This window comes from Paraburkholderia sp. Ac-20342 (assembly GCF_017104985.1).
Lineage (GTDB): Bacteria > Pseudomonadota > Gammaproteobacteria > Burkholderiales > Burkholderiaceae > Paraburkholderia.
The window spans coordinates 81,698-105,343 of sequence record NZ_JAAGPQ010000008.1; the positions used below are offsets into that span (position 1 = coordinate 81,698).

At 59.0% G+C, this 23,646-nt stretch carries 19 protein-coding genes; 6 read left to right on the forward strand and 13 right to left on the reverse strand.

The window, feature by feature from the left end:
* Window positions 1-90: 90 nt before the first annotated feature.
* Entirely contained in the window at window positions 91-993 is a 903-nt protein-coding gene (locus G3N58_RS04725; protein ID WP_205998606.1) for a LysR family transcriptional regulator, read from the reverse strand.
* Between the two features lie 118 nt (window positions 994-1,111).
* Here G3N58_RS04725 and G3N58_RS04730 point away from each other — a divergent pair, with 118 nt between their 5' ends.
* From G3N58_RS04730 to G3N58_RS04740, 3 genes are all read left to right on the forward strand, one after another.
* Entirely contained in the window at window positions 1,112-2,395 is a 1,284-nt protein-coding gene (locus G3N58_RS04730; protein ID WP_205998607.1) for a CoA transferase, read from the forward strand.
* Window positions 2,396-2,398: 3 nt separating this feature from the next.
* Window positions 2,399-2,815, forward strand: a complete 417-nt coding sequence (locus G3N58_RS04735) for a PaaI family thioesterase (protein ID WP_205998608.1) — start codon at window positions 2,399-2,401, stop codon at window positions 2,813-2,815.
* A gap of 75 nt (window positions 2,816-2,890) precedes the next feature.
* Window positions 2,891-3,715, forward strand: a complete 825-nt coding sequence (locus G3N58_RS04740) for a CoA ester lyase (protein WP_241016983.1) — start codon at window positions 2,891-2,893, stop codon at window positions 3,713-3,715.
* A 251-nt stretch (window positions 3,716-3,966) separates the two neighbouring features.
* On the opposite strand, the gene G3N58_RS04745 is transcribed toward G3N58_RS04740, so the two are convergent.
* The 4 genes from G3N58_RS04745 to G3N58_RS04760 form a co-directional block, all read right to left on the reverse strand.
* On the reverse strand, window positions 3,967-5,271 hold the full coding sequence (locus G3N58_RS04745) for an MFS family transporter (protein ID WP_205998610.1): 1,305 nt from the start codon (window positions 5,269-5,271) through the stop codon (window positions 3,967-3,969).
* 213 nt (window positions 5,272-5,484) lie between these two features.
* A complete protein-coding gene (locus tag G3N58_RS04750) occupies window positions 5,485-6,966 on the reverse strand; it encodes an aldehyde dehydrogenase (RefSeq protein WP_205998611.1) in 1,482 nt (493 codons plus the stop codon).
* A 68-nt stretch (window positions 6,967-7,034) separates the two neighbouring features.
* The gene (locus G3N58_RS04755; RefSeq protein ID WP_205998612.1) at window positions 7,035-7,637 is read right to left on the reverse strand and encodes a thiamine pyrophosphate-dependent enzyme; all 603 of its coding nucleotides are present in this window, start codon (window positions 7,635-7,637) and stop codon (window positions 7,035-7,037) included.
* Window positions 7,638-7,645: 8 nt separating this feature from the next.
* Complete coding sequence (locus tag G3N58_RS04760) at window positions 7,646-8,335, reverse strand: phosphonopyruvate decarboxylase (RefSeq protein ID WP_346778236.1); 690 nt, start codon at window positions 8,333-8,335, stop codon at window positions 7,646-7,648.
* 783 nt (window positions 8,336-9,118) lie between these two features.
* On the opposite strand from G3N58_RS04760, the gene panB reads away from it, so the two are divergent.
* From panB to G3N58_RS04775, 3 genes are all read left to right on the forward strand, one after another.
* A complete protein-coding gene (gene panB, locus G3N58_RS04765; RefSeq protein WP_205998613.1) occupies window positions 9,119-9,949 on the forward strand; it encodes a 3-methyl-2-oxobutanoate hydroxymethyltransferase in 831 nt (276 codons plus the stop codon).
* Between the two features lie 583 nt (window positions 9,950-10,532).
* Window positions 10,533-11,834, forward strand: coding sequence for a serine hydrolase (locus G3N58_RS04770; RefSeq protein WP_346778237.1), 1,302 nt, complete (start codon window positions 10,533-10,535; stop codon window positions 11,832-11,834).
* Window positions 11,835-12,137: 303 nt separating this feature from the next.
* Window positions 12,138-14,444: an SdiA-regulated domain-containing protein gene (locus G3N58_RS04775; protein WP_346778238.1), complete on the forward strand. Its 2,307-nt coding sequence runs from the start codon at window positions 12,138-12,140 to the stop codon at window positions 14,442-14,444.
* A gap of 118 nt (window positions 14,445-14,562) precedes the next feature.
* Here the strand turns inward: G3N58_RS04775 and G3N58_RS04780 are convergent, their stop codons facing one another.
* The 8 genes from G3N58_RS04780 to G3N58_RS04815 all read right to left on the reverse strand — a co-directional run bounded on the left by G3N58_RS04780 (window position 14,563) and on the right by G3N58_RS04815 (window position 23,621).
* On the reverse strand, window positions 14,563-16,035 hold the full coding sequence (locus tag G3N58_RS04780; protein ID WP_167047878.1) for an NAD-dependent succinate-semialdehyde dehydrogenase: 1,473 nt from the start codon (window positions 16,033-16,035) through the stop codon (window positions 14,563-14,565).
* A gap of 63 nt (window positions 16,036-16,098) precedes the next feature.
* The gene (locus G3N58_RS04785) at window positions 16,099-17,481 is read right to left on the reverse strand and encodes an aspartate aminotransferase family protein (protein ID WP_205998615.1); all 1,383 of its coding nucleotides are present in this window, start codon (window positions 17,479-17,481) and stop codon (window positions 16,099-16,101) included.
* Between the two features lie 125 nt (window positions 17,482-17,606).
* Window positions 17,607-19,172 carry a PucR family transcriptional regulator gene (locus G3N58_RS04790; RefSeq protein WP_205998616.1) on the reverse strand — a complete coding sequence of 522 codons (1,566 nt, stop codon included), beginning with the start codon at window positions 19,170-19,172 and terminating at the stop codon, window positions 17,607-17,609.
* 93 nt (window positions 19,173-19,265) lie between these two features.
* Window positions 19,266-19,685 (reverse strand): DUF126 domain-containing protein, encoded by a 420-nt coding sequence (locus tag G3N58_RS04795; RefSeq protein WP_205998617.1) that lies wholly within the window; start codon window positions 19,683-19,685, stop codon window positions 19,266-19,268.
* Between the two features lie 10 nt (window positions 19,686-19,695).
* Window positions 19,696-20,934, reverse strand: a complete 1,239-nt coding sequence (locus G3N58_RS04800) for an aconitase X catalytic domain-containing protein (protein ID WP_205998618.1) — start codon at window positions 20,932-20,934, stop codon at window positions 19,696-19,698.
* A gap of 35 nt (window positions 20,935-20,969) precedes the next feature.
* Entirely contained in the window at window positions 20,970-21,806 is an 837-nt protein-coding gene (locus tag G3N58_RS04805; protein WP_240159220.1) for an ABC transporter permease, read from the reverse strand.
* Entirely contained in the window at window positions 21,803-22,660 is an 858-nt protein-coding gene (locus tag G3N58_RS04810; RefSeq protein WP_240159221.1) for an ABC transporter ATP-binding protein, read from the reverse strand. Before G3N58_RS04810 ends, G3N58_RS04805 begins: the two co-directional genes overlap by 4 nt.
* Window positions 22,617-23,621 carry an ABC transporter substrate-binding protein gene (locus G3N58_RS04815; RefSeq protein WP_205998619.1) on the reverse strand — a complete coding sequence of 335 codons (1,005 nt, stop codon included), beginning with the start codon at window positions 23,619-23,621 and terminating at the stop codon, window positions 22,617-22,619. Before G3N58_RS04815 ends, G3N58_RS04810 begins: the two co-directional genes overlap by 44 nt.
* Between the last annotated feature and the right edge of the window lie 25 nt (window positions 23,622-23,646).

The window sequence follows — 23,646 nt, forward strand, 5'->3', positions numbered from 1 at the left end:
GGTATCAACGATATGTCTGCAGGTTTTATTTTTGAAATGGATAGGTTATATCGAACTATTCACGTGAAAAATGATCGCCACTAACACCGCTTACAGCCCCGCGCATGCGCTGGCGACCAGGTCCCGCATCCACTTGTGCGTCACGCTGTTGTCGTTGCGACGATGCCAGTAAATATCCCAGGAAAACGGTTCGGAAGTGAACGGTAGCGCGCGAACGGCGAGGGGCTCGGCTGTGAAGCGTGCAGCCAGCTTTCCAGAGATAACCGCGATCAGCTGGCTCTCGCGCAGGATCGGCGGAATCAAAAGCCAGTGCGGCACCTTGGCTACGACCTTGCGGGCATACCCTAGATCTGCCAGCACGTTATCCACGAAACGGATGTCCGTCGGGCTCATTGCCACTCGAAGGTGGTCAGCATCGAGGAACCTCTCAAGCGTCAGTTTCCCTTTAGTAAGCGGGTGGTCAGCGCGCATAACGCAGACCATCTGATCCATGAACAGCTTTTCACTGCGTATGTTCGATGCGTGCTGCAGCTGCATGCTCAACCCAAAATCGAGTTCGTCAGCCTCCAACGCCTTGATCGTCCGCTCCGGGGACATGTGGAGTATGTCCAATGTCACGCCGGGCGCAGTTTCGGAGAGTGTCGCCAGAATCTGCGGAAGTACAAGGCAGCCGACCAGGTCAGACATCCGGGCGGTGAACTCTCGATTGGCGGTCGACGGATCGAAACCCACGTCGCTAGACATCAGTCTCTCAGTTTGTCGGAGGATTTGCCTAACGGATTCACCCAGCTCGATCGCGCGAGGAGTTGGTTCCATGGTGCCGCCGGACCGGATAAACAGGTCGTCCTTGAAGAGATGCCGCAATCGCGACAACGCATTGCTCATCGCTGGCTGGCTCATCGGAATTCGCAGGGCCGCCCGCGTCACATGCCGTTCTCGCATCAACGCATCGAAGATGACCAGAAGATTCAGGTCGATGGAGCGAAGATTCATGACAAGGTCTCCAACCGCAATGGCTTCATATCGTACATGAATATTCGAATACGTAAAATCCATTTCGAAAATAATGATGCGCGCTATAAGCTGGTGAAGTGACATCGAGGAGACGAACATGAGCACGAACGTGGCGGCGCAACGCAGCACGCAACCGATCAGCGGCAAAGACTCTAAGCCGCTCAGCGGGGTGAGAATCATCGATCTGACACGCGTTGTGTCAGGACCGTTTGCAACTATGCATCTGGGCGACCTTGGTGCGGAAATCATCAAGATCGAAGAACCCGTAAACGGCGACGACAGCAGAGCGTTCGGACCGCCCTTCGTAGGAGGCGAAAGCGCTTACTTCCTGTCCGTTAATCGCAACAAGCGGAGTTGCGCCATCGACCTCAAGAGTGACGCCGGGCGGCAAATCCTGCTGCAGCTCATCGACACGGCCGATGTAGTAGTGCAGAACTTCCGGCCCGGAACAATGGACCGGCTTGGCCTCGATAATGAGACGCTCAGGAAGCGCAATCCGAAGCTCATCTGCTGTGCAATCTCGGGCTTTGGCACCGAGGGTCCCGATGCGCAACGACCGGGGTACGACCTCATCGTCCAGGGCGAAGCTGGCGTGATGGACATCACCGGCGATCCCAAAGGGCAGCCGACCAAAGTCGGAACCTCGATCGCCGACATGATCGCGGGACTTTTCGCCGTGCAGGGCATCCTGTCGGCGCTCTATGAACGAAGCCAGACAGGTATCGCTCGCACGGTCGAAATCTCGATGCTGGATGCCCTTTCCTCGCTACTCACGTTCAACGCCGGTATCTACTTCACAACGGGAGCATCGCCGACCCGAAGAGGAAATGAACACCCGACGATCTGCCCATATGAGACCTTCCAGGTCGCGGATGGCTGGATCAACCTGGGCGTTGCCAACGACAAATTCTGGCGACTGTTCTGCGAAGTCACGGGTGCAAAGGATCTGTTTGAAGATGAGCGATTCACCACGGCGCCGGAGCGGGTGAGTCATCGTCTGGAACTCACGCCGCTGGTTGCCGCGATCCTCCTCGACCATACTCGCGAGTACTGGGTGGAGAAGCTGGGGAAGGCCGGCATTCCTTGCGGACTGATTCGCACCGTTGCTGAGGTCTGTGAAGCACCTCAGTTGACGCAACGCGGAATGATACTGTCGATGGAACACCCGGCCGCGGGCGACGTTAAAAATATTTCAAACCCCATTCGGCTAGACGATGAGCCGTTGCGACAAGCTGCTCCGCCTCCGATGCTTGGGCAGCATACGCACGAGATCCTCAGTTCTTTGCTGGGTTTCTCGCCTGCCCAAGTTGCAGAACTATCTCAGCGTGGCGTCATTCGTGAGCTCTCGGAGCGCACCGAACAACAGACGATTGCTAACTGAATTATGGACGAAACACTAGCTCGATCCGCGTTCGAAGAAGCACTGCGGACGTATCACCAAGACTTCAACACATTCTTCCTCGCGCGCCTGTTTGGCATGAAGGTCGAATACGACGAAGACTCTTGCATCGTAGCGATGCCCGTCAAGGACTTCATGTTCAACCCGCAAGGCTCGCTGCATGGGGGAGTGACTGCTACCGTTCTCGACATCTCCATGGGTCACCTGCTCAAGCAGCACGTTGGCGCCGGTGCGACCTTGGAGATGAATATCCAGTATATTCGCGCAGCGCGCGAGGGAACACTCACCGCCCGAAGCAGTTTCATCAGGAAGGGGCGACAGATCTGCTTCCTGCGCTCGGAAGCCACCGACGATAGCGGATCCATCGTCGCCAGTGCCACATCGACTTGGAAAGTACTCTAATTCACATCATCAAAGAGAACCATGTCAGCCCCAATCGACCCTTCAGTTAGGCCGGCGGGGCGAGCAGGACGAACGTTGCTGGAGACGGCCACGACGTTCCTGTTCGTACCTGGAGATAGAGAGGACCGCTTCGAAAAAGCACTTCGATCGGACGCCGACGTAGTGATCATCGATTGGGAAGCGTCCGTCATCACGAGTCGCAAGGAAGCGGCTCGCCAGAACACTATTTCGTTTCTGAAACAAGCCGACGGCAGGAAGATCGCCGTCCGACTTAATCCGTACTCAGGACGCGACTTTCTCGATGACGCAGCCGCCCTTTGGGCTATTCATAGGTCCATCGCCGGCGCATTCCTGACCATGGTCAGTTCCCCAGACCAGGTTAACTGCTCGGTAAAGGCGCTTCCGCCGTCACTGCCTCTCGTTGGTATGATTGAGACGGCGCAGGCGCTTATTCAGGTCGACGATATTGCGGCGTGCCGTCCACTTTGCCGGATTGCGTTTGGCAACATGGACTTCCAGACCGACTTGGAGTTGCCCCCGGAAGAGAACGTTGGCTTGATCTACCCCAGTTCGAGGTTGATCATTGCGTCTCGCGCTGCGGGTCTGCCAGGCCCGATCGCAGGCGCAACGGAAAACATCGCGGATCTGGATCACTTTGTTGCCTCGGCGCGATTCGAACGGAACCTCGGTTTTCTCGCGAAACTTTGTGTCCATCCGTCCCAACTGGCACCGGCTCGTCAGGCCTTCGCACCGTCCGAACAGGAAATTGCCTGGGCGAAGCAGGTGTTAGAAGCAACGTGTGACTCACACGCCGTTATGATCGACGGCCGGATGATTGATCGCCCTGTCATTGATCGCGCGCAGAAAATACTGGCGCGTGCTCAAACCCGGACGAAGTGATGCCGAGCAGTCACCGAGCATGACCAATCGGGACGCCATCCTGTCGGTCAGGCCCTACACCGCGGCACAGTGTTAGCCCATTTCCCAATGAACTCCGCAGAGACGAAGGTCTGCTAACCACTGCGGCAACCGCGACCCAGTTCACATAAGATGGCGACGGTCTGTTGCCGTCTTCCATTGTCTGAGCGCAGCAGGCCCGACTTACTTTCGAGCTGCTGCCCTTCGATTTGGCCGGAAATCGAAGGTAATCGTCAACTATCATTGCGCAGATAGCCAACCTTTCGAGAATCCGGCATCTTGTAGCATACGATCAGTGCAATCGCGCAGATGACTGTAACGTACCAGTAAAACGTCGACTCGCTGCCCACGGACTTAAACCAAAGCGCCAGATACTCCGCTGTCCCACCAAAGATCGAGTTTGCCACTGCGTAGGACAGCCCCACGCCCATCGCCCGGACTTCGACCGGGAACATCTCCGCCTTGATCAGCCCACTGATCGACGTGTAGAAGCTGACCATGATCAGGGCTGCAGAAATCAGCGCACAGGAGAGCAACGGACTGTCTGTACCTTTGAGGACATACATCAAGGGAACGGTGCCAAACGTGGTCAAAATGCCGAAACAGATCATCGAGTTTCGCCTACCTATCCGGTCAGAAAGAGCACCAAGCAGTGGTTGCATGATCATGAACACGAACAGCGCACCCGTCATCACTGCGCTCGCCGTTTTCGCGGACATGCCTGCGGAATTGACCAGGTATTTCTGCATGTAGGTCGTAAAGGTATAAAAACTCAACGAGCCAGCCATGGTAAATCCCGCAACCGTAAAGAACGCTCGCTTGTGCTTCAACACACCTCGAATCGTCCCGGCATCTTCAGAGTTGCGCGAATGCACCGTAGAGGTCTCCTCCAGCGACTTGCGCAGGTAGAGCGAGATCAAGGCTGCCAGTGCGCCTACGAAAAAGGGGATACGCCATCCCCAAGCCTTCAACTCGTCAGCCGTCAGGATCTGTTGAAGAACCACGCATACGACAAGCGCGGCAAGCTGTCCGCAAATCAAGGTCATGTACTGAAAGGAGGCGAAGAACCCCCTGCGCGCCGGCGGGGCCACCTCGCTCATGTAGGTCGCGCTTGTACCATACTCTCCTCCGACCGAAAGACCCTGAAACATGCGGGCGACCAGAAGCAAACACGGCGCCCAGACGCCTATCGATGCGTGGGTCGGCAGGAGGCAAATAACCAGCGATCCACCACACATCATCAGCACGGACACCATCATTGAAGTGCGCCTTCCATGACGGTCGGCGATTGTTCCGAAAAGCCAGCTCCCAATGGGCCTCATGAAAAAACCCATGGCGAACACCGCTGCGGTATTCATGAGTTGAGTGGTGGAATTGCCACTCGGAAAGAAAGCAGGAGCAAAGTAAATCGCGCAGAACGCGTAGACGTAAAAGTCGAACCATTCCACAAAGTTGCCGGAAGATGCGCCAATGATAGCCAATACTCGTCGACGGGTGTCGCTATCCGCAACGACTTTAGTTGCAGCAAGGTCATTCATTTTTGAATCCTTCACAATTGAAAATCGCTCATACCCCTTGCCGATATTGAAATAGCTAGCTCATGATGTCGCGCGATTATCGCCGTATTGCATCGGCATAGAGGGTGTCTCCTGTCACGCGACTGAATTAGCGAAGGGCGGCGATCCTGTTGTCGATCGGTTTGCTTGTTCTATCCGCCCTTCGAAGATTGCTCTACGGAAAGCTACGCAAGGCTAGCTCAACCTCATCACGAAAGGATTCTCGGGTGTTTTGTCGGAGTTATTGATCCAGACGGTCTTGGGCTGGAGATAAGCCTTCATCATTTCCTGTCCGCTTTCCCGTCCAAGGCCACTGTGCTTGATACCTCCAAACGGAGCCATGAAACTTAGCGCGCGGTAGGTGTTCACCCAGACAGTCCCGGCTTGAAGCTTTTTCGTGAGGCGAAAAATCCTCTTGATATCGGTCGTCCAGATGCCAGCACCGAGACCATAGTTAGAGGCGTTGGCTAGTTCAAGAGCGTGACTTTCATCATCAAACGGGATGACTGCGAGGACAGGGCCAAAGATCTCGCGTTGCGCGAGTTGTGACTCATTCTTCACATCCCTGAAGATCGTGGGTTTCACGAAGAGGCCCTCTCCGGCTGCGTGATGTGCCTCCCCACCAAGCGCCAGCCTCGCTCCCTCGGCTTCTGCATCGGCGATGCAGTTCAAGACTTTTCGATAGTGCGCAATGTTTGCCATCGGGCCCATCTGCGTCTTCGGATCCATCGGATCGCCGAGCTTGATGTCGGTAGCAAGAGCGCAGATCTTATCCAAAAACTTTTCATAGACAGACCGTTGAAGCAGCAGCCGCGAACCGGCCATGCAGGTCTGCCCACCGGCGGCAAAAATACCCGACGCGACGCCTGCTGCTGCAGCGTCTAGATCGGCATCTTCGAACACGATATTCGGTGACTTCCCACCGAGTTCCAGCGTTGTGTGCTTGAAGTCATCGGCTGCCGCGCGATTGATCAACCTGCCGGCGTTGTCGGAGCCAGTAAAAGCGATCTTTGCGACATCGCGGTGGCGAACCAGAGGCTCGCCCACTGCAGGGCCCGTACCGCAGACCACATTCACGACGCCCGGCGGGAAACCAGCTTCATCGAAGAGTTCTGCAAAAGCCACCGTAGACGCACTTGCGAACTCTGACGGCTTGACTACAAAGGTGTTGCCCGCGGCAAGGCCCGGAGCGAGCTTCCACGTCAGCAACAGGAGCGGAGAGTTCCACGCCGTGATAGCGGCGACGACGCCCAATGGCTCCCATGTCGTATATACCAGATGATCGGCTTTATCGATTGGCAGGACACCGCCTTCGATTTTGTCGGCGAGACCGGCATAGTAGTAAAACCATTGCGGAATGTAACGAAGCTGAAGAAGCATTTCGGTCATCAGCTTCCCGTTGTCGCGCACCTCCAACTCCGCCAGGCGTTGAGCGTGAACGCCAACCAAGTCGCCGAATTTCCGCAATAGTGCGCCACGCGCCGTCGCCGTCAAACCTCCCCATTCTGCGCTGGCAAAGGCGGCTTTCGCTGCCTGAACTGCACGATCGACATCGGCCTCGTCGCTATCAGGAATTTGACACCAGTCCTCATTCCTGAACGGGTCGAGACTAGGAATCCATTTGCCTGAAGCCGCCCCTACCCGCTTCCCAGCAATGATATTTTCAAACTGTTGCATGAAAGACGCTCCATCCAATTACACAAAGCCTTCTTCGTTCAGGAGGCACTCAAGCCTTCGGTGGCGCACTACTCGTATGCGGCCTCACCCAATAAGGCGTAACGGAATCGGTCCTTCAGATGAGATCCGTCTCGCGGTGGCATCACCAGTGGGGCTCGCGTCGGTGCGATCTTCACCTGAGCGAAGACAGGGCCTTCTTTACGGTGGATCCGGTCGCGCAACGTCAGGACCTCGTCCATTCCCGTTGCTACCGCCGAAGCAGTGATTCCGCATGAAGATGCAACGCCTGCAAGGTCAACACCGCACCCAGTGTGTGTCGGTTGCCCGCCCGTTTCGAGATAGACCTCGTTATCAAGGACGACGACGGTTAGATTCGCCGGCCTTTGAGCGCCGATGGTTGCGAGCGCGCCCAGTTGCATCAGCATCTCACCGTCGCCAGTGACAACAACCACCGGTCGATCGGGTTGAGCTTGCGCTAGACCAAGCCCAGTTGTGCTGGCCGCGCCCATGGCACCCCAGACCGGAAAAGTCAGCGGGCTATCGCCAACCGCGGCACAGTCCCAGACCGCCGACCCCAATCCCGTCACAACCAGCAAGTCCCCTCGATCACGCAAAAGAGCGGCGACCACTTCGCGACGATCCAACCGATTTTTCCCCTCTTGGCGCTCCATGGCGGCCCTCACTTTGAAAATGTTTTCGCGCCAATCAGACGCTGAGAAATCAATACGGCGACGCTCTTACCACCTCCGTATGCCATCTGAAAAGCGGCTTGCATCGTGCCGGCGACTGACTCCGCTCGGTCTACCTCGAGCACCGGAAATCCCATCAACTCGAAGCAACCCTTCGTGGCCTGCCCCATCGGGATCTGCCAAGGCACATACTCGCCCCACTGCCCGCGCATGGTTACAACGATGACAGCGGGGAACGTACATGCGGAAAGCAGGGAAAACAGATTGACGCAATTGCCGACACCGGATGACTGCATGAGAAGCACGCTACGCTGTCCGCCAAGCCAAGCCCCGGCAATCAGTCCAACGCCTTCCTCCTCAGTCGTAAGCGCGGTCGAAACGATCTCCGCATCGTCGCGACACATCGAGATAAGTCGCGCGTGGCCACCATCCGGCACAAAACAGACCTGTTTGACGCGGTTGGCCTTCAGTGAGTTGTAAATATCGACCGGCCACTCGATGGTGTTGTCAGGGATGCCCAAATCACGCTTTGCATCCTGGCTTTCCCGAGAGTCAACAAAATTCATACTCAAAGCTCCCCCTTTCACTGTGAACCAATCAGAAGATTTCGACGTTTGATGCGAACGCTTACTTACTTGCGATTTGCCCCGAGTCAGAAACTCGGCGAGGAATTCGTCCACGGGATGTCGACAGCCGGGAGCCAACAGACGTGCGCAGCGAGGGGGCGCGTGAGAAATGATGACGCGGGCGTACGGCTATTGCCCACGAATGCCGCCTATTGCGGTGTCTCCGGTGTCGCTTCTCTCGTCTTAGATGCAGGAAGCGTCGCATTTTCAACCATGGTATTTTCCTGGTGAAGACGGCACCAATTGATATTTGGCATGGCGACATTCGTGCAGGCTATGCCGCACTACGAACAATTCGAGTTCTCGCGTCCGCCGACTTATCTTTGTTCGACCGCTGCGCATAACCGGATGTATTTCGGCTGAAGTGGCGTAACGACAAGCTCGATCAGTCGAATTAGGCGTTCAGAACTGCACGGCATATCTCGATCTACGCTTGCCGGAGCCATTGCTCGAAGGATTACCTCAAGCGTCCGTTCGAACGCATCTACACCGATCAGGGAATCGCAATGACTGCCGGATGCGCCTGCGTGTACCGGCCGCGACGCTGCCGACCGACGGCCTTCTCGATCCGTCGCGCGAGTCGCGACATCGATACCGCAGCAACACTAGACCCAGTCGCCATCTTAAGGGCGCGATCTTCTTCTAGAGCCTGGCCTACACCGTCTTCCGGATCTTAGCAACCGTGGGAAGGGCATAACCCTTCGTCGGTGCTGCGACATTGGTCATCGTTGTTTTATGATAGCGCCTCCGCTCGCTATTGAGACTTAGTCTCAACAGCGGATGTTTGATCTCTGCGCGAGCGATGAACGACTAGGAACTGATTCGAGGAAATAGAACATGTCAGGATATCTGCAGGAAAGCGAAAGCACGACTCGGAACAAAGCTGTGACGCTTCCATCGCTTTGCGAAATGCGTGCCTCGGGCAAAAAAATCGCCATGCTGACTTGCTACGACTCCAGTTTCGCTGCTTTGATGGACCGATGCGGTGTGGATATGCTTCTCGTTGGCGACTCTCTGGGTAACGTAGTGCAAGGCCGGAACACGACGTTGCCAGTGACAATTGAGGAGATCGCGTATCACACATCCTGCGTTGCGCGCGGCAATCGGACCGCGTTCCTTGCTGCGGACTTGCCCTTCGGGACGTATGGAACGCCCGAAACGGCCTACGCGAATGCGGTGAAACTGATGCAAGCAGGTGCGCAGATGGTTAAGCTGGAAGGTGGCGCCTGGCTAGCCCCCACTGCGAAGTACCTTAGCGAGCGCGGCATTCCCGTCTTCTCACACATTGGCTTGATGCCTCAGTCGGTGCATCAACTCGGCGGGTACAAGGTGCAGGGCAAGACGGCAGAAAGCGCAGAGAAGCTCAAGGCCGATGCTCTCGCGCTACAGGCAGCGGGAGCCTGCTTTTTCTTGTTGGAAGCAATACCGGCTTCGCTTGGGAAAGACCTGACGGGTATCTTAGATGTTCCAACTATCGGAATTGGCGCTGGGCCTGATTGCTCCGGGCAAGTACTCGTGATGCACGACATGCTGGGCGTCTTCCCGAGAAGAAAGGCCCGCTTTGTGCGGAACTTCATGGAAGGGCAACCCAGTATTGAGGCTGCAGTGCGCAATTATGTTGAAGCGGTCAGAAGCGGGACTTTTCCCTCATCTGAACACGTTTTCTAAGACATCACGACGTGCCCGATGTCCCCACAACCGAAGCGGACTTCGATCTCCGCCTTGCATCCTCGACACCAAGGTCAATCAATTTCTTCCGGCGACGGGCGGTCCAATCATGCTGTCCTGCCCCGTTCTCAAATGTGTAGCCAGATATGTAGCTAGAGGTCTTTTCTGGTTACCATATCGGCGGCAAAGCTCCTTCCAGAAAGGGTTATTGGCCAGGAAGCAGAACAGTACGACATCGTGTTGATGTGATGCATGACATGTGCCGCAGCTCGATCAGGGCCGTCGTCGTGCTGCACGACGGCTGCAATGCAAGCGTCGGGGAGCATACATAGCCCTACGTACAGCCAGCAAGGCAAGCCTCGCCTTGCTGGCTCCCTTCCCAAGCTCAGGCATGCCAGGCGGTTATCACCTTATGCCTGACGCAGCCTTGACGCCACTGCCCGCGTCTTTCAATCTCCGTCAGGAACGCGCTGCTTTACGCCCCGCTTTACGCCTGTTATGCACGCCGACAGCGTAGTCGACATTGCCAATGCGCGCCGGAACAATCAATCACATCGGAGACTGCATCGACATGAATTGCCTCGTGCCTCGTTCAAAGGGCGCGTCACGTGCGCTGCTCGCGTTTCTGCTGGGCGCGGCGTGCGCATTTGCACCCACCACGCGCGCGGACACCCCACACGCCGCCGACGCCCAGGCCGGCAGCATGACGCCCGCCGCCTCGCAAACCGCAACCACGTTGAGCTGGAAGCTGCGCAATACGCGCATGATGATCCCGACCGCGAACGTCGAGCGCTCGCGCGAGCCCCTCGCGCTGCCCGATGGCCGCCCGCTCGATCCCGATGCGATCACGTTCACGGTCGACGGCACGACGCTCACGCTGAGCGACTATCTGCGCCGCACGCAGACCGACGGCTTCATTGTCGTGCGCGATGGACGCGTGGTGCTCGAGCGCTACTTCGACGGCTTCGGTCCGCATCAGACGCATATGTGGGCATCGATGACGAAATCGGTGACGGGCCTTCTCGCCGCGCAGTTGATCGTCGCCGGCAAGCTCTCGCCCGACGCGCCGCTTTCGAGGTATGTGCCGGAACTCTCGGGCACGCCGTTTGGCGACGCGACGCTCCAGCAGAACCTCGATATGGAGGTTGCCGTGCGCTATCCGGCCGCGCTGCCACCCGACCTCGGGCTGTTCGCGGCGGTCGGCTTCGTGCCGCGAGCGAGCGGCGCGCCCGACAGCATCCATCGTTTCCTGCGGGTCGCGCTGGCGTCGCCGGATGCGCATGCGGACGGGCTGTGGTACTACCAGAACGGATCGCCCGAAGCGGTGGCGTGGGCGATCCGCAACGTAACCGGTGAATCGTGGAGCAAGCTGGCATCGCGTGAAATCTGGAGCAAGCTCGCCGACGACGATGCCGACATCGTGGTCGATCACACCGGCACCGAGATGGCCAGCGGCGGTCTCAACACCACGCTGCGCGACGCGGCACGCTTCGGCGAACTCGTGCGCATGAGCGCGGCCGGCGACGGCACGCGTTTTCCTTCGAACGTTACGCATCTCGCGCTGCAACCGGCCACTAACAGCGCGGCCTTCGCCAGGGGCAATCTCGCGCCGGGCCGGCCGGGCTACGGCTATCGCGACTACTGGTATCAGTTGAAGGATGGCGACGGTTCCTTCGCGGCGAGCGGCCGCTTCGGCCAGGCGATCATCGTCGATCCTCGCGAGCGGCTCACGGTCGTGAAGCTCTCGTCGTCGCCCGATCAGGCCGCGCGGCCGACGAGCGCAACAGGTGGCGCGATCGGCCACGCGCCGCTCGATACCGCCGACGCGCTGCATCAAGCTGTCGTAGCCATCGCAAAAGCGGCCGCGCAAGGCGGCACGCGATAGAGCGCCCGTTCATACATGCCACGTCCGCGTGACTGGCGTGCCGCAGGCCGTTGCAGGCGAGGCGCAGCGCCCCGGCTTTTCCTGCAACGGCCGGACTCATCGGCCGACTTGCGATCGACCCGCGATTGACCCGCGGCCCAGTCTGAATCCTGCGGAAGTTCACGATAACTTTCTCTTCTCAAACAAGCGAGCTTGCAAGAAAAATACAGGTCCTTTCACGAAGCTGAAATACAAGACCGATAGTGTCGCGGTTCCTGTCAACTGCCCGACGTTTCTGTCAATCAGCCAACTTACAACAATATCGTGAAGACCAAAAACTCGACCCGCACCTATTCAATCTTGCTTTCCGCAATTCTGGCAGCCAGTCTCAGCGCATGTGGCGGTGGTGACAGCAACATCGGCGCCGCGGGCGGCAACAACGGCAGCAATGGTGGCAACGGCAACACAGGCGGCAATAACGGCGGCGGCACGGTTGACAGCAAGATTCCCGTGCTGACGTTCACCGATCCGCAAAGCACCTACGATCTGAACAACTATACGCAGACAGATAGTTTCCCTCTGCAATACGCGACGAGCGGCACCAATCTGCTGAATGCCGAGGCATCGGGCGTGGCCTACGATAAGGATACCGATTCGCTGTTCGTCATCGGCGACGGCGGCACCGCGGTCGTGCAGGTCGCAAAGAGCGACGGTCATGTTCTCGATTCCATGACGCTCAATGCCGGAGATTTCGAAGACACGGAAGGCATCACCTACGTCGGCGGCGGCAAGTTCGTGCTGGTGGAAGAGCGCCTTCGCCAGGTCGATATGTTCACTTATACCGCAGGCGGAACGCTGAAAAGAGCCGACGTGCAGTCCGTCAAACTGGGCACGACGGTTGGCAACGTCGGTATCGAGGGCGTGAGCTTCGATACCAAAACGGGTGGTTATATCGCCGTGCGCCAGTCGCAGCCGACCAGCATTTTTCAGGCTGCGATCAATTTTGCCGGCGGCTCGGCGACGGCGTCGGACGGTACGCCCATCCTGCCGAGCACGGACAATCCGCCCGTGTTGTTCGATGCGGACAAGACCGGCCTCTCCGCATTCAATGACGTGTTCTCGCTCTCGAACATCGTCCCGGGCACCGCGCCGGACTACGACAACGTCATCATCATCGGCGCGCCGGATGGCAAGATCGTCAAGATGGATCGTACCGGCCGGTTGCTGAGCAGCCTGTACATGAGCGCCACCGCCCAGAACGAAGGCGTCACCATGGGCTCGGACGGCATCATTTATTCGGTCGGCGAGCAGGCAGCGGGACCGAGCCTGCCGGGCCTGACCATCTTCAAGCCCACCACCGACAAGACCAACGTCGGCATCGGCAGCAACCTGTACCTGAAGTTCGATCAGGCGGTGCAGGCCGGAGCCGGCAATATCGTTCTCAGCAACGGCGCCGACGATACGCGCACGATTCCGGTCACCGACCCCACGCAGGTGACGTTCAGCGGCGGCGTGATGAAGATTCATCCGAAGTTCTTCATGGTCGCCAATACCGCGTACAACATCACGTATCCGGCAGGTACGGTCAAGACCGCGACGGGCAGCAATCTCCCCGCCGTGTCCGATGCGTCCACATTCTCGTTCAAGACGATCGGCACCGTCGACAAGACCGCTCCGACCTTGAGCAGCAGTGCGCCGGTCGATGGCGCGACGGGCATTATCGGCAATCACCTCACGCTGTCGTTCAGCAAGGTCGTTCAGGCCGGTACGGGCAACCTCGTCATCAGCAACGGCTCCGATACGCGCAATGTTTCGATCGACGATACGACGCAAGTCAAATTCAACGGCGGCCGGGTCACCGTCACGCTCGCGACACCCTTGCAGGATAGTTCGCGCTACAGCGTGAAACTGGCTAGCGGCGTGATCACCGACCTGTATGGCAACGCCTATGCCGGTCTGACACAAAGCTTCACGACCGCGGCCGCCGGTGCGCCCGTGCCGACCGTGCTGATCTCGGAAGTGAATTCGAATGCCGACGGCGGCCAGGACTTCTTCGAGCTCTATAACTACGGCAGCACGGCAATCGATCTGACCGGCTGGAAGTGGGGCGACAGTCATGCCGACGTCAACGATGCCAACAATAGCGCGGCCTTTGCGGCCGGTACGATCCTTTCGCCGGGCGAGCATCTGGTCGTGGTTCCGGGTGTGCCGGGCACGGACGAAAATACGTTCCGCACGACCTGGGGGCTGGCAGGCACGGTGCCGGTCATGGCGATGCTGAACGTCAATAACGATCCGGCGAATCCTATCGGCCTGGGCAAGGGCGATGCGGTGATCGTCTATGACGCGAATGGCAATGTCGTGGCCGCGATGAACTACGGCACGCCCATCGAGGCCACGCAGGGCGATGGAACGCTGAAAGCGATTCCGTCGGCCCTGGGTACGGATGCCACGCTCGTTGCCGCCGGCAATCATGCGGGTGCCGTCTTCGTCGGCGGCAATGCGAAGGTGTCTGCGGTGTGGGATACCGTTTCCACCTCGGCGCCCAACTATGTCGAAGCCGTGGTGGGCGTGAACGGCGGCCAATCCGAGCCGGCTAAAGCGGCGTCGATCGGCTCGCCTGGGCAGTAACTCCTGGGCCATCACTGCCCGCCGCGTCGCGGTACGAGTCTCGTGAAAAACCGTCCGACTTTCTGTCGGGCGGTTTTTTTTGCCTCTGTTTTTTCCTCAAGCTAACCGTCACCGCACATCAGTCGAGATTGCCCTGACAGACGTACTTGATGGTCAGGTAATCGTCGAGACCATATTTCGAGCCCTCGCGGCCGTATCCGGACTCCTTGACGCCGCCGAATGGTGCGGCCTCACTCGACACGGCCCCTTCGTTCAGGCCGACAACGCCAGCTTCGAGTCGCCGCGCCACACGCTCGGCCCGCCGCATGTCGCGAGTGTAGAAATAGGCGGCGAGCCCGAATGGCGAGTCATTGGCCAGGCGCACTGCTTCTTCTTCCTGATCGAACCGATAAAGCGGCGCGACGGGCCCGAACGTCTCCTCGCACGTCACGAGCATATCGTTCGAGGCATGGGTGAAAACGGTCGGGGCATAGTAGTTCGGTCCCAACTCGGTCAGCCGTTTGCCGCCCGTCAGCACGATCGCGCCTTTCGATACGGCGTCTTCGACGTGGCGGGCAATCTTGTCGATCGCCTTCGCGTTGATCATGGGGCCGATCTGTGCCTCGGGGTCGGTGGCCGGGGCCACTTTCAACGCGCCGACACGAGCGGCAAGCAGTTCGGCGAATCGGTCGAATACGCCCGCCTGCACATAGATCCGATTCGGACAAACACAGGTCTGTCCGCCGTTGCGGAATTTGGCGGCCATCAACCCGGCGATTGCCGCGTCGAGGTCCGCGTCGTCGAAAACGATAAACGGCGCATTGCCGCCCAGTTCGAGAGAGAGCTTCTTGAGCGTGCCCGCCGATTCGCGCGCCAGATACTTGCCGACCGCCGTCGATCCGGTGAACGTGACCTTGCGTACCCGGTCATCCGCGAGCCAGTCCGCCACGGCTTCGATGCCCTGCTCCCGCGACGCGCTCAGCATGTTCAGCACACCGGCCGGCACGCCGGCTTCCCCGGCGAGTGCAGCCAATGCCAGCGCGGTAAGCGGCGTGTCTTCCGCGGGTTTGCCGACTACCGTGCAGCCCGCGGCCAGAGCGGGGGCGATTTTCCGCGCGATCATCGCAAGCGGAAAATTCCATGGCGTGATGGCCGCGACGATACCCACGGGCTCTTTCATCGCCCGCATCTGTTTGCCACGCTGCTGTTGCGGAATGAGGTCGCCGTAAGTGCGCGTGGCTTCTTCCGCGAACCATGCGACATACGACGCGCCATAGGCGACTTCGCCCCGGCTTTCGGCCATTGGCTTGCCCTGCTCCATCGACATCAGCGTGGCCAGGTCTTCGCTGTTCTCCACGAGAAGTGCATGCCAGCGGCGGAGTATCGCGGCGCGCTCGCGTGGCAGGCGATTGCGCCAGCTTTCGGCGGCCTGGTATGCCGCGTTTGTCGCGGCACGCGCGTCGGCGGGACCGCTATTCGCCACTTCCGCAATGATTTCGCCGGTGGCCGGATTCGTCACCGGATAGCGTGCGCGGGATACCGCCTCGCTCCACTCGCCGCCGATCAGGTTCCGGGTTCTGACCAGTTCTTCGCGCTTGAGCTTTAAAGCCATGATGCGTGCCTCTGATAATGGGTGTGCCCGGATCGACGCATGCCGGGCCATACAGAGTTTCTGTCAGCCCTTCAGTGCATTGCGCACGTCGACGTGCTCGAGCATTTCGTCGAGCGTCTTGCGCACGCGTGTCACCAGCTCGTCGATCTCGCCTTCGGAATAGCAGAGTGCCGGCGCGAAGCCGAGGATGTTGTCGCCAAACGCGCGAAAGATAATCCGGTTGCGATATGCGGCATCGGCGATACGCTCCGGCAGTTTCAACGACGGATCGAAACGGGCTTTCGTCTTCCTGTCCGCAACCAGTTCGACGGCGCCGAGCAGACCGCGGTGGCGCGAATCGCCGACGAGCGGATGATCGAGCAGACTGTCGAGTCCGCGCGCGAAACGGGCGCCCTGCTTCTGACCGTTGGCAAGCAGTCCGCCTTCGAGATAAAGACGCAGGACTTCGAGGGCGACAGCGGCGCTGACCGGATGTGCCGAATAGGTTTGCCCGTGGCCGATTGCCTCGCCCGCTTTGGCGCCGTCGGCGATTCCCTGATAGACCTCGTCGGACAGGAGCAGCGCGCCCATCGGCGCATAGCCTGCCGTTAGTCCCTTGGCTACCGTCATGAGGTCGGGTTCGACGTGTTCCGCCTCGCAGGCGAACAGCGGGCCCGTGCGACCGAAACCGGTGATGACTTCATCCGCGACGAACAGAATATCCAGTCGACGACACGCGTCGCACATCGCCTTCAGCCAGCCTTTCGGCGGAACGATCACACCGCCGGACCCTTGCACCGGCTCGCAGAAAAACGCCGCGACATTCCCCGCGCCGAGTTGTTCGACTTTCGCTTCCAAGGCGCGCACGGAAGCCACGATGATTGCCTCGGGATCGTCAGGCGTTTCGCTACGGTAAGGATATGACGAGGGAATGTGATGCTGCGTCGCCAGCGGCACGTCGAAGTTGCGATGAAAACTGGCGATCGCCGTCATGCCCGCCCCCATCGACGACGAACCGTGATAGCCGCGTTCGAGTGCGATGAACTGCTTTTTCGATGGCTTGCCAATGGCGTTGTAGTAGTGCGTGATAAAGCGGATCGCGGAATCTATTGCGTCCGAACCGCCCAGCGAGAAATAGACATGGCGCAATGACGCGGGGGCAAGATCGATGAGGCGTTGAGCCAGCTCGATGGCCGGCTCAGAGCCGAAATGGAAGTACCCGGTGGCATAAGGCAATTTCGACATCTGCCCGGCTGCCGCCCTGACAATGCTCTCGTGCCCATAGCCTGTGTTCACGCACCAGAGGCCGGCGAAGGCATCCAGCAGCTCGTTGCCGTCGGCGTCGTAAAGCCACGCACCCTTACCGGATTTCAGCACGGTGACGCCGCGCGCTTCGTGGGCGCGATAGCTGACTACGGGGTGAATAAGATGTTGACGGTCTGATTCGATAAGCGAGGTGAGCGACATTTTCGGGCTCCTTGATAAGCGCTTCTATCGGATAAGCAACAGGGAAAACTGCCTGCACCCATTTGCACCCATTAAACCGCGACACTCGTGCACAGTCTTCCTATCAAAAGTAGTAAAACCGGCCACTAATTTTCCCGGAGACGATAGAGCGCTATGGCAACCTGAAGCTGAAAGCGCACGTTCGGGTCGTCGAGCGTGACGCCGAGAATCTGCTCGATGCGCTCCAGCCGATAGCGCAGCGTGCTGATATGAATACCCAGGGCACGTGCGGCGTGTACAAGCTGGAAACCTTCGTCGGCGAGCGTATGGAGCGTATCGAGCAGCGATTCGCCGCGCGGACGATGGACGAGCGGCACGACCAGCCGCTCGATCAGCATCTCGCGCGCATCGGCGTCCCCGAGCAATGCCCGCGGAAAAAGAATTTCCTCGAAACGGTGCAGCCTTCCGGGACGAAGCATCGGAAGCAGTGCGTCGACGTCTTTCGAGCCGACCGCCATGCCGTCGATGCCCGTATGCGCGCGACTGACTGCCATCGCCGCGTGCCGGTCTCCGATTGCCGCCCACAGGGTCTCCACGGACGCCTCGGCAGGCAGGATGAACTTGATCTGATTCAGCCACACCGCAATCAACGCGGACTGCCTCTGCGCTCTCAATTGGCATTTCAGAAGCTCGACCCATCGCTCCCTGCGTTCGAGTGCTTCTGTCGTCAAAGGAACGGGTTCGCCGAGCAGCACGAGACAGATGCGATACGACGCGGTCTGACTCCAGCCGCATACGCGCGCGCGCTCGAGCGCACTCGCAGTCGCGGTGAATTCGCCATCGAGCAGCGCGGTAACGAGCGCATACCCAAGGCGATCCTCCTGCTGCGCGAGTTGCTGTTGATGCGTCAGATGCAAAGCGGCGACGACGCTGGCATGCTCCATTGCACGCCTGTCGAGTTCGTCGATGTCCGGGTTGTCCAGATCGAGCCAAAGTATTGCGACAATCGTGTCGTGCAGGCGAACGGCCAGTTGCATCCGATGCAATACGCGATCGCTTGCGAGCTTGAAGCGTACTGTCGCGGGTCGCCGGACAGTACTGGCATCGACGGGGGCATCCGAAAGAGAACGCGTAAACTGCGCCTCCAGCATGGTGATGTCCGAGGCCGGCGCGGAGCTTCCCAGGATATGTCCGGACGGATTCGTGAACGAGACCGCGCGGCCCACCAGCGTTTGCAGCGTGGTGGCAATGTCGGAAAGGCTGCTTGCGGACACGGCGGCATTCGTCAGTGCCCGATGCAACTGGTCTGCTCGCGCGATGATCTCGGACTGGAAGTTGATGATCTTCGCGAGGATTTCATGCGTGATCTGGCTGAACGGCACCGCCCACGGCATTTCGAGCAGCGGCAGGCCAACCGCGCCGGCTTCCTCGATGGCCTCCGGCGGAAAGTGATCGCGGAAATGCGGCACGGCCAGCACGATGCCGGCAAGCCCCGCGTGACTCAGTTCACGGACGAGCTGCCGCGATGCCTCGCCGCGCGCGGGCCAGTTATAACCGGTAGTCAGCAGTAGTTCGCCGGGCTTGACCCACTGGACGATGTCCGGGTGGTCGACCATATGGACCCAGGTGATGTCCCGGCCAAGCTGTTCGCTTCCGGCCACGACTTCAGCTTTGCGAAGAACGGTCTCCCGGATGGCAGTGTCAAGTTTCATGGCGGCAACGATCACGCGCGGCGGCATCGGGCAAGACACCGCGACGTCAATCAGTCCTCCTTCGGCCGGCAACGACTCCGCTTGTTTTTCCGCTCAGGCGCGTGTCTTCAGCGACAGAATGCGGCGCGCGCCGTCGAACAATACGCGGTCGCCCGATTTGAGGTACTTGCGCGGCGAGTCGGTAAACCCGTCCATGATCGGAATGCCCGCCAATACCGCGCCTTGAACGAAAACGGGATTGGTCATATCGCAAACCAGAGCGGCGGGACAGGTGCCGCGCTTCCTGAGATTCAGCAGCGCCCAGCCTGTCGATACGCCGCCCTTCGTCGATTTGAATACGATGATCTTATTGACCACGCTCATGCCGTAGAGATCATGGTCGGGTCGAGCGATAACGCCAAGGTCGGGGTCGATATCGTATCGAACGCTCAAACCATGATTCGACACGATGACTTCGCCTTCGAGGCTCATTGCCATGCTCTGGCTTGCATTGAAAAAAGTGCGCTCAAGCATAGTGTCCTCATTAAGCCAGCGTACCCAGCGTCGCCGCCCGGATGCAATCGTCGAATCGCCGGAATTTCACCTGATAGCCCTGCCCCGCCATGATGTTCGCGAGTTTCGCCGAGTTCGTGACGAGCCGGCTGAAGCCATTCAACTCGGACAATTGCCGGGGCGTCATGAGGTAAAAGCAGACGCCGGCGATCAGTTCCGCGCCGGACGCTTCGAGCCGCGCACGAATACCGAGTTGCTCGGTGGAAGCCGCGATCTGCGAATTCGTCGTGACGATCAGCTTGACTGTCGGGTGGACCTTCTTGCCGTCCAGAGCCTCGGCAATGGAAACGATCTCGAAGAGCGAGAGTTGAGGCGCGCTGAAAACCACCAGATCGGCCTCCGTGAAATCGCCGCTCCAACCGTGGTAGACACTATCGAGTGCGCCTTCGGGCACCTGGAGATGACGGATTTCTCTTTGGGTCGACATAGCCGCTTCCAGCGACCGGGCCTCAGGCGTCACGCCGACTATGTGAAACATCGCCGCCGAGCCATAGCTCGCGAGTGCGGCGCCGAGGTGTTTGAGCACGTCGCTGTCGGGTTTCGACGTCAATCCCTCGAATACCGGCACATCCCAATAGCCGTTCAGTTGCCGGCCGACACAACAGCCGAGCGCGCCCCAGTCGGCCAATTCCTTTGGCTGATCTTCGACATGCACGACGACATTGGCTTTCCGGCATTCGTCCAGATGAAAACCGTATCGGGGCACGCGCCCTGTCAGCGACGCGGCCAATGCCGCAGGACCCGACTCGTAATTCGATCGGGCGCCGAATACGGAGTTGGCATAGATCACGGACCCGGTATCTCCCCACGCTACATGCTCGCCAAAATGCGGTTGCAGCGTGGTTTGATACACGATGCAGTTACTGCAATTCAGAAGACCGATCTTCTCGAATGCGGCGACGGTCCGCGTTTCGATTTCCTTCGTCGTTTCCAACTGCTTCAACGTGCATCGAGGCTCGAACGCATAGCCTCGCGGGTCCGTGACCGCTTTCACGGCACAGCGGGCGCCGCTGCGCGCGACCTGCTCCAGATATTCGACGCCGGCCAGACCCAATTCCTCGACGTCGCCCGAAGCATGCACCGAGCTGATCTTCACCATATCTTCGGCGCCGAAGTATTCGCCGACTTCGACCTGCATCTTCAGCGCTACGCGCATTACCTCGCCGTGCTCTCCATTGAGCATGGCGATTTCTTCGTCCGTCAGCTTCATCGAGGTCAGCTCCCGTCAGAACAGATTCGTACCTGCTATCTCTTCGCGTTGGAATCGAAACGCCGGCCAAACCTGTGGATCGCCACTTCCAGAATTTTGTCGGTCAGATAGCCGAGGATGCCCAGAGTGAAAATACCCACGAAGATTTTGTCGGTTGCCATCCAGAGCCGGGCATTGAGAATCGAATAACCTATCCCCGCATTGGCCGCGAGCATCTCGGCGGCGATGACCGTCATGAAGGCGATGCCCATGGCAATGCGCATCCCCTGCAGAATCGGCGTCACGGCGGCCGGCACGATCACCCATCTGAAGATCTGCCATTCCGTGGCGCCGAACATCTGGGCCGCGCGAATCTTGTTGGTGTGAACACCGGCTACGCCAAGCGCGGTACTCAGCGATACGGTAAAAACCGTGCCGTAGATGATGATGAAGATCTTCGATTCCTCGCCGACGCCAAACCAGATCATCGCGGGCGAGACCCAGGCGATAGGCGGAATGAAACGGAAGAACTGCAGATACGGATTGAACAGCGAGCGGACTATCGGGAAAAAACCGACCAGCAGGCCCAGAACGATGCCGATCACGGAGCCGATTAAAAAGCCGGCCAGAATACGGAACATGCTCGCGCCGATGTCGACGAAGATACTGCCGCTCTGGATCTCCGCGATGGCCTCGGTGCCGACCTGCAAAGGCCCCGGAAACAGGATCGAGGAGAACATATAGGTACTCACCAGATGCCAGATGAGCACACCGGCCGACAACGAGGCGAGCAACATGATGGTCGAAGCCAACGTGGAACGACGCTTCGACGCCCGCTTCTTTTTCAGTGATCCGAAGGGGGTTTGCATAATACCGGAGGTCTCTGGGCTCATGATGTCACGCGATCGGTTTGAACACCAAGCACTTCGTCGGCAATCAGGCTCGAAATGCGGGAATAAAGCTCGCCGAACCTGGGGTTGCTGCGGTCCCGGGGGCGGTCGAGATCACAGTTCACGATCTCCTTGACGTTGGAACGCGGTCCGCGCTTCAAGACAACGATCCGGTCGGCGAGCGTGATCGCCTCGGCAATGTCATGCGTGACGAAAAACACCGTGCGCTGCGTCTTTTGCCAGATGGTCGCCAGTTCGTCTTGCAGCACGATTCGGGTCTGCGCATCGAGCTGGCCGAATGGTTCGTCCATCAGCAGGACTTTCGACTCGCAGGCCAGTACTCGTGCGACATTCACGCGCTGCTTCATGCCGCCCGACAGTTCAGCCGGATATTTGTGCTCCTGTCCGCGCAGACCGACGAGTGCCAGATATTGCCGCGCCTTGGCCGCGCGCTCGGTTTTTTTCATTCCCGACACGCGCAGGCCGAATTCGACATTGGCCTGCGCGGTAAGCCAGTGATAGAGAGAATCGTCGCCCTGAAATACGACGCCGCGCTCCACACCCGGGCCGTCGATCGGGCGGCCGTCCATATGGATGCTGCCCGCCGTGGGCGACTCGAATCCGGCGATCAGATTCAGTACGGTCGTCTTTCCGCAACCGCTCGGACCGAGAATGCACATGAACTCGCCGCGCACCAGCGACAACGATAAATCCCGCAGAATGTCGGGGCTATCCGCCGGCAAGGAAGCATGTTTGAACGACACATCTCGAATCGATACCAGGCTCGCATTGCTCATGGCTGCACCTGCTCCGTCACGATTTCGGTTGAGAATTCGCCTTTGACGACGCGTCGGCATTCGAGCGGTCGATGAGAACAGGGGTGATCAATTTGTCGATCAGCGCCTTCGGATCGAAGGGCTGCACCGTTCCCTGCTGTTTCACCCATTCGGCGATGCTCACCATGTCCTTTGGAAAGGCAGGCGGCATGTCGACGACGAACTGCACGCTATCCATCATCTGTTCGGCATCCGCCGTGGAAATCCGGAAGGTTTTCGACATCAAGGCCACCGCAGCCGGACGGTTCTTCCTGTCGTTCAGCCAGGCCGTCGCATTCCTGATGGCGGTAAAGGCTTTTTTGGCATCCTCAGGACGCTGATTCAGCAATTCGTCCGAAAACATCAGGAAGAACTGCATCGTATAGATGCCGTTATCGCCCGACCATCCGATCACCTTCGTGTTCGGCATCACCGCCTTCAGGCGGGTGAACCACGGGTCCCACGAAAACATGGCCTGAATGTCGCCGCGCGCCATGGTCGCGACCAGTTCAGGCGGAGCGACATTCACGAGCTTCAGTTTCTCCCGGGCGATACCGTAATGGTCGAGGTAGCGATTCAGGTAGTAGTCGCTGGCCGTGCCCTTCGAGTAGCCCACGCTCTTACCGACGAGATCGCCCGCGTTATTGATGCCGTTTATCGCAGCGAGGCCAATCAGGTGATTGCTGTAGACGCCGCGGGCGACGGCCTTGACTTTGGCGCCCTTCGCCGCCGCGATGATCGCCGGCAGTTCGGCGACGAGCGCGATATCCGAATCGCCCACCACGACCGATTCCAGAGCCAGCCCCCCTGCGGGGAATTGCTTGATCGTGGCATCGAGGCCCTGATTTTTCATAAACCCCTGATCCACGGCGACGATCAGGGACATGAAGCTTCCGTCCGCTCCGGTGGCGAGGCGAATCGGCGCGGCAACCGCGCTGCCGGCAAAAGCCCCGGCCATCAGCGTTACAGCAAGAAGTGCTAGATTGAAGAAATGGCGTTTCATGCTTTTCTCCTATCAAATATTGCGT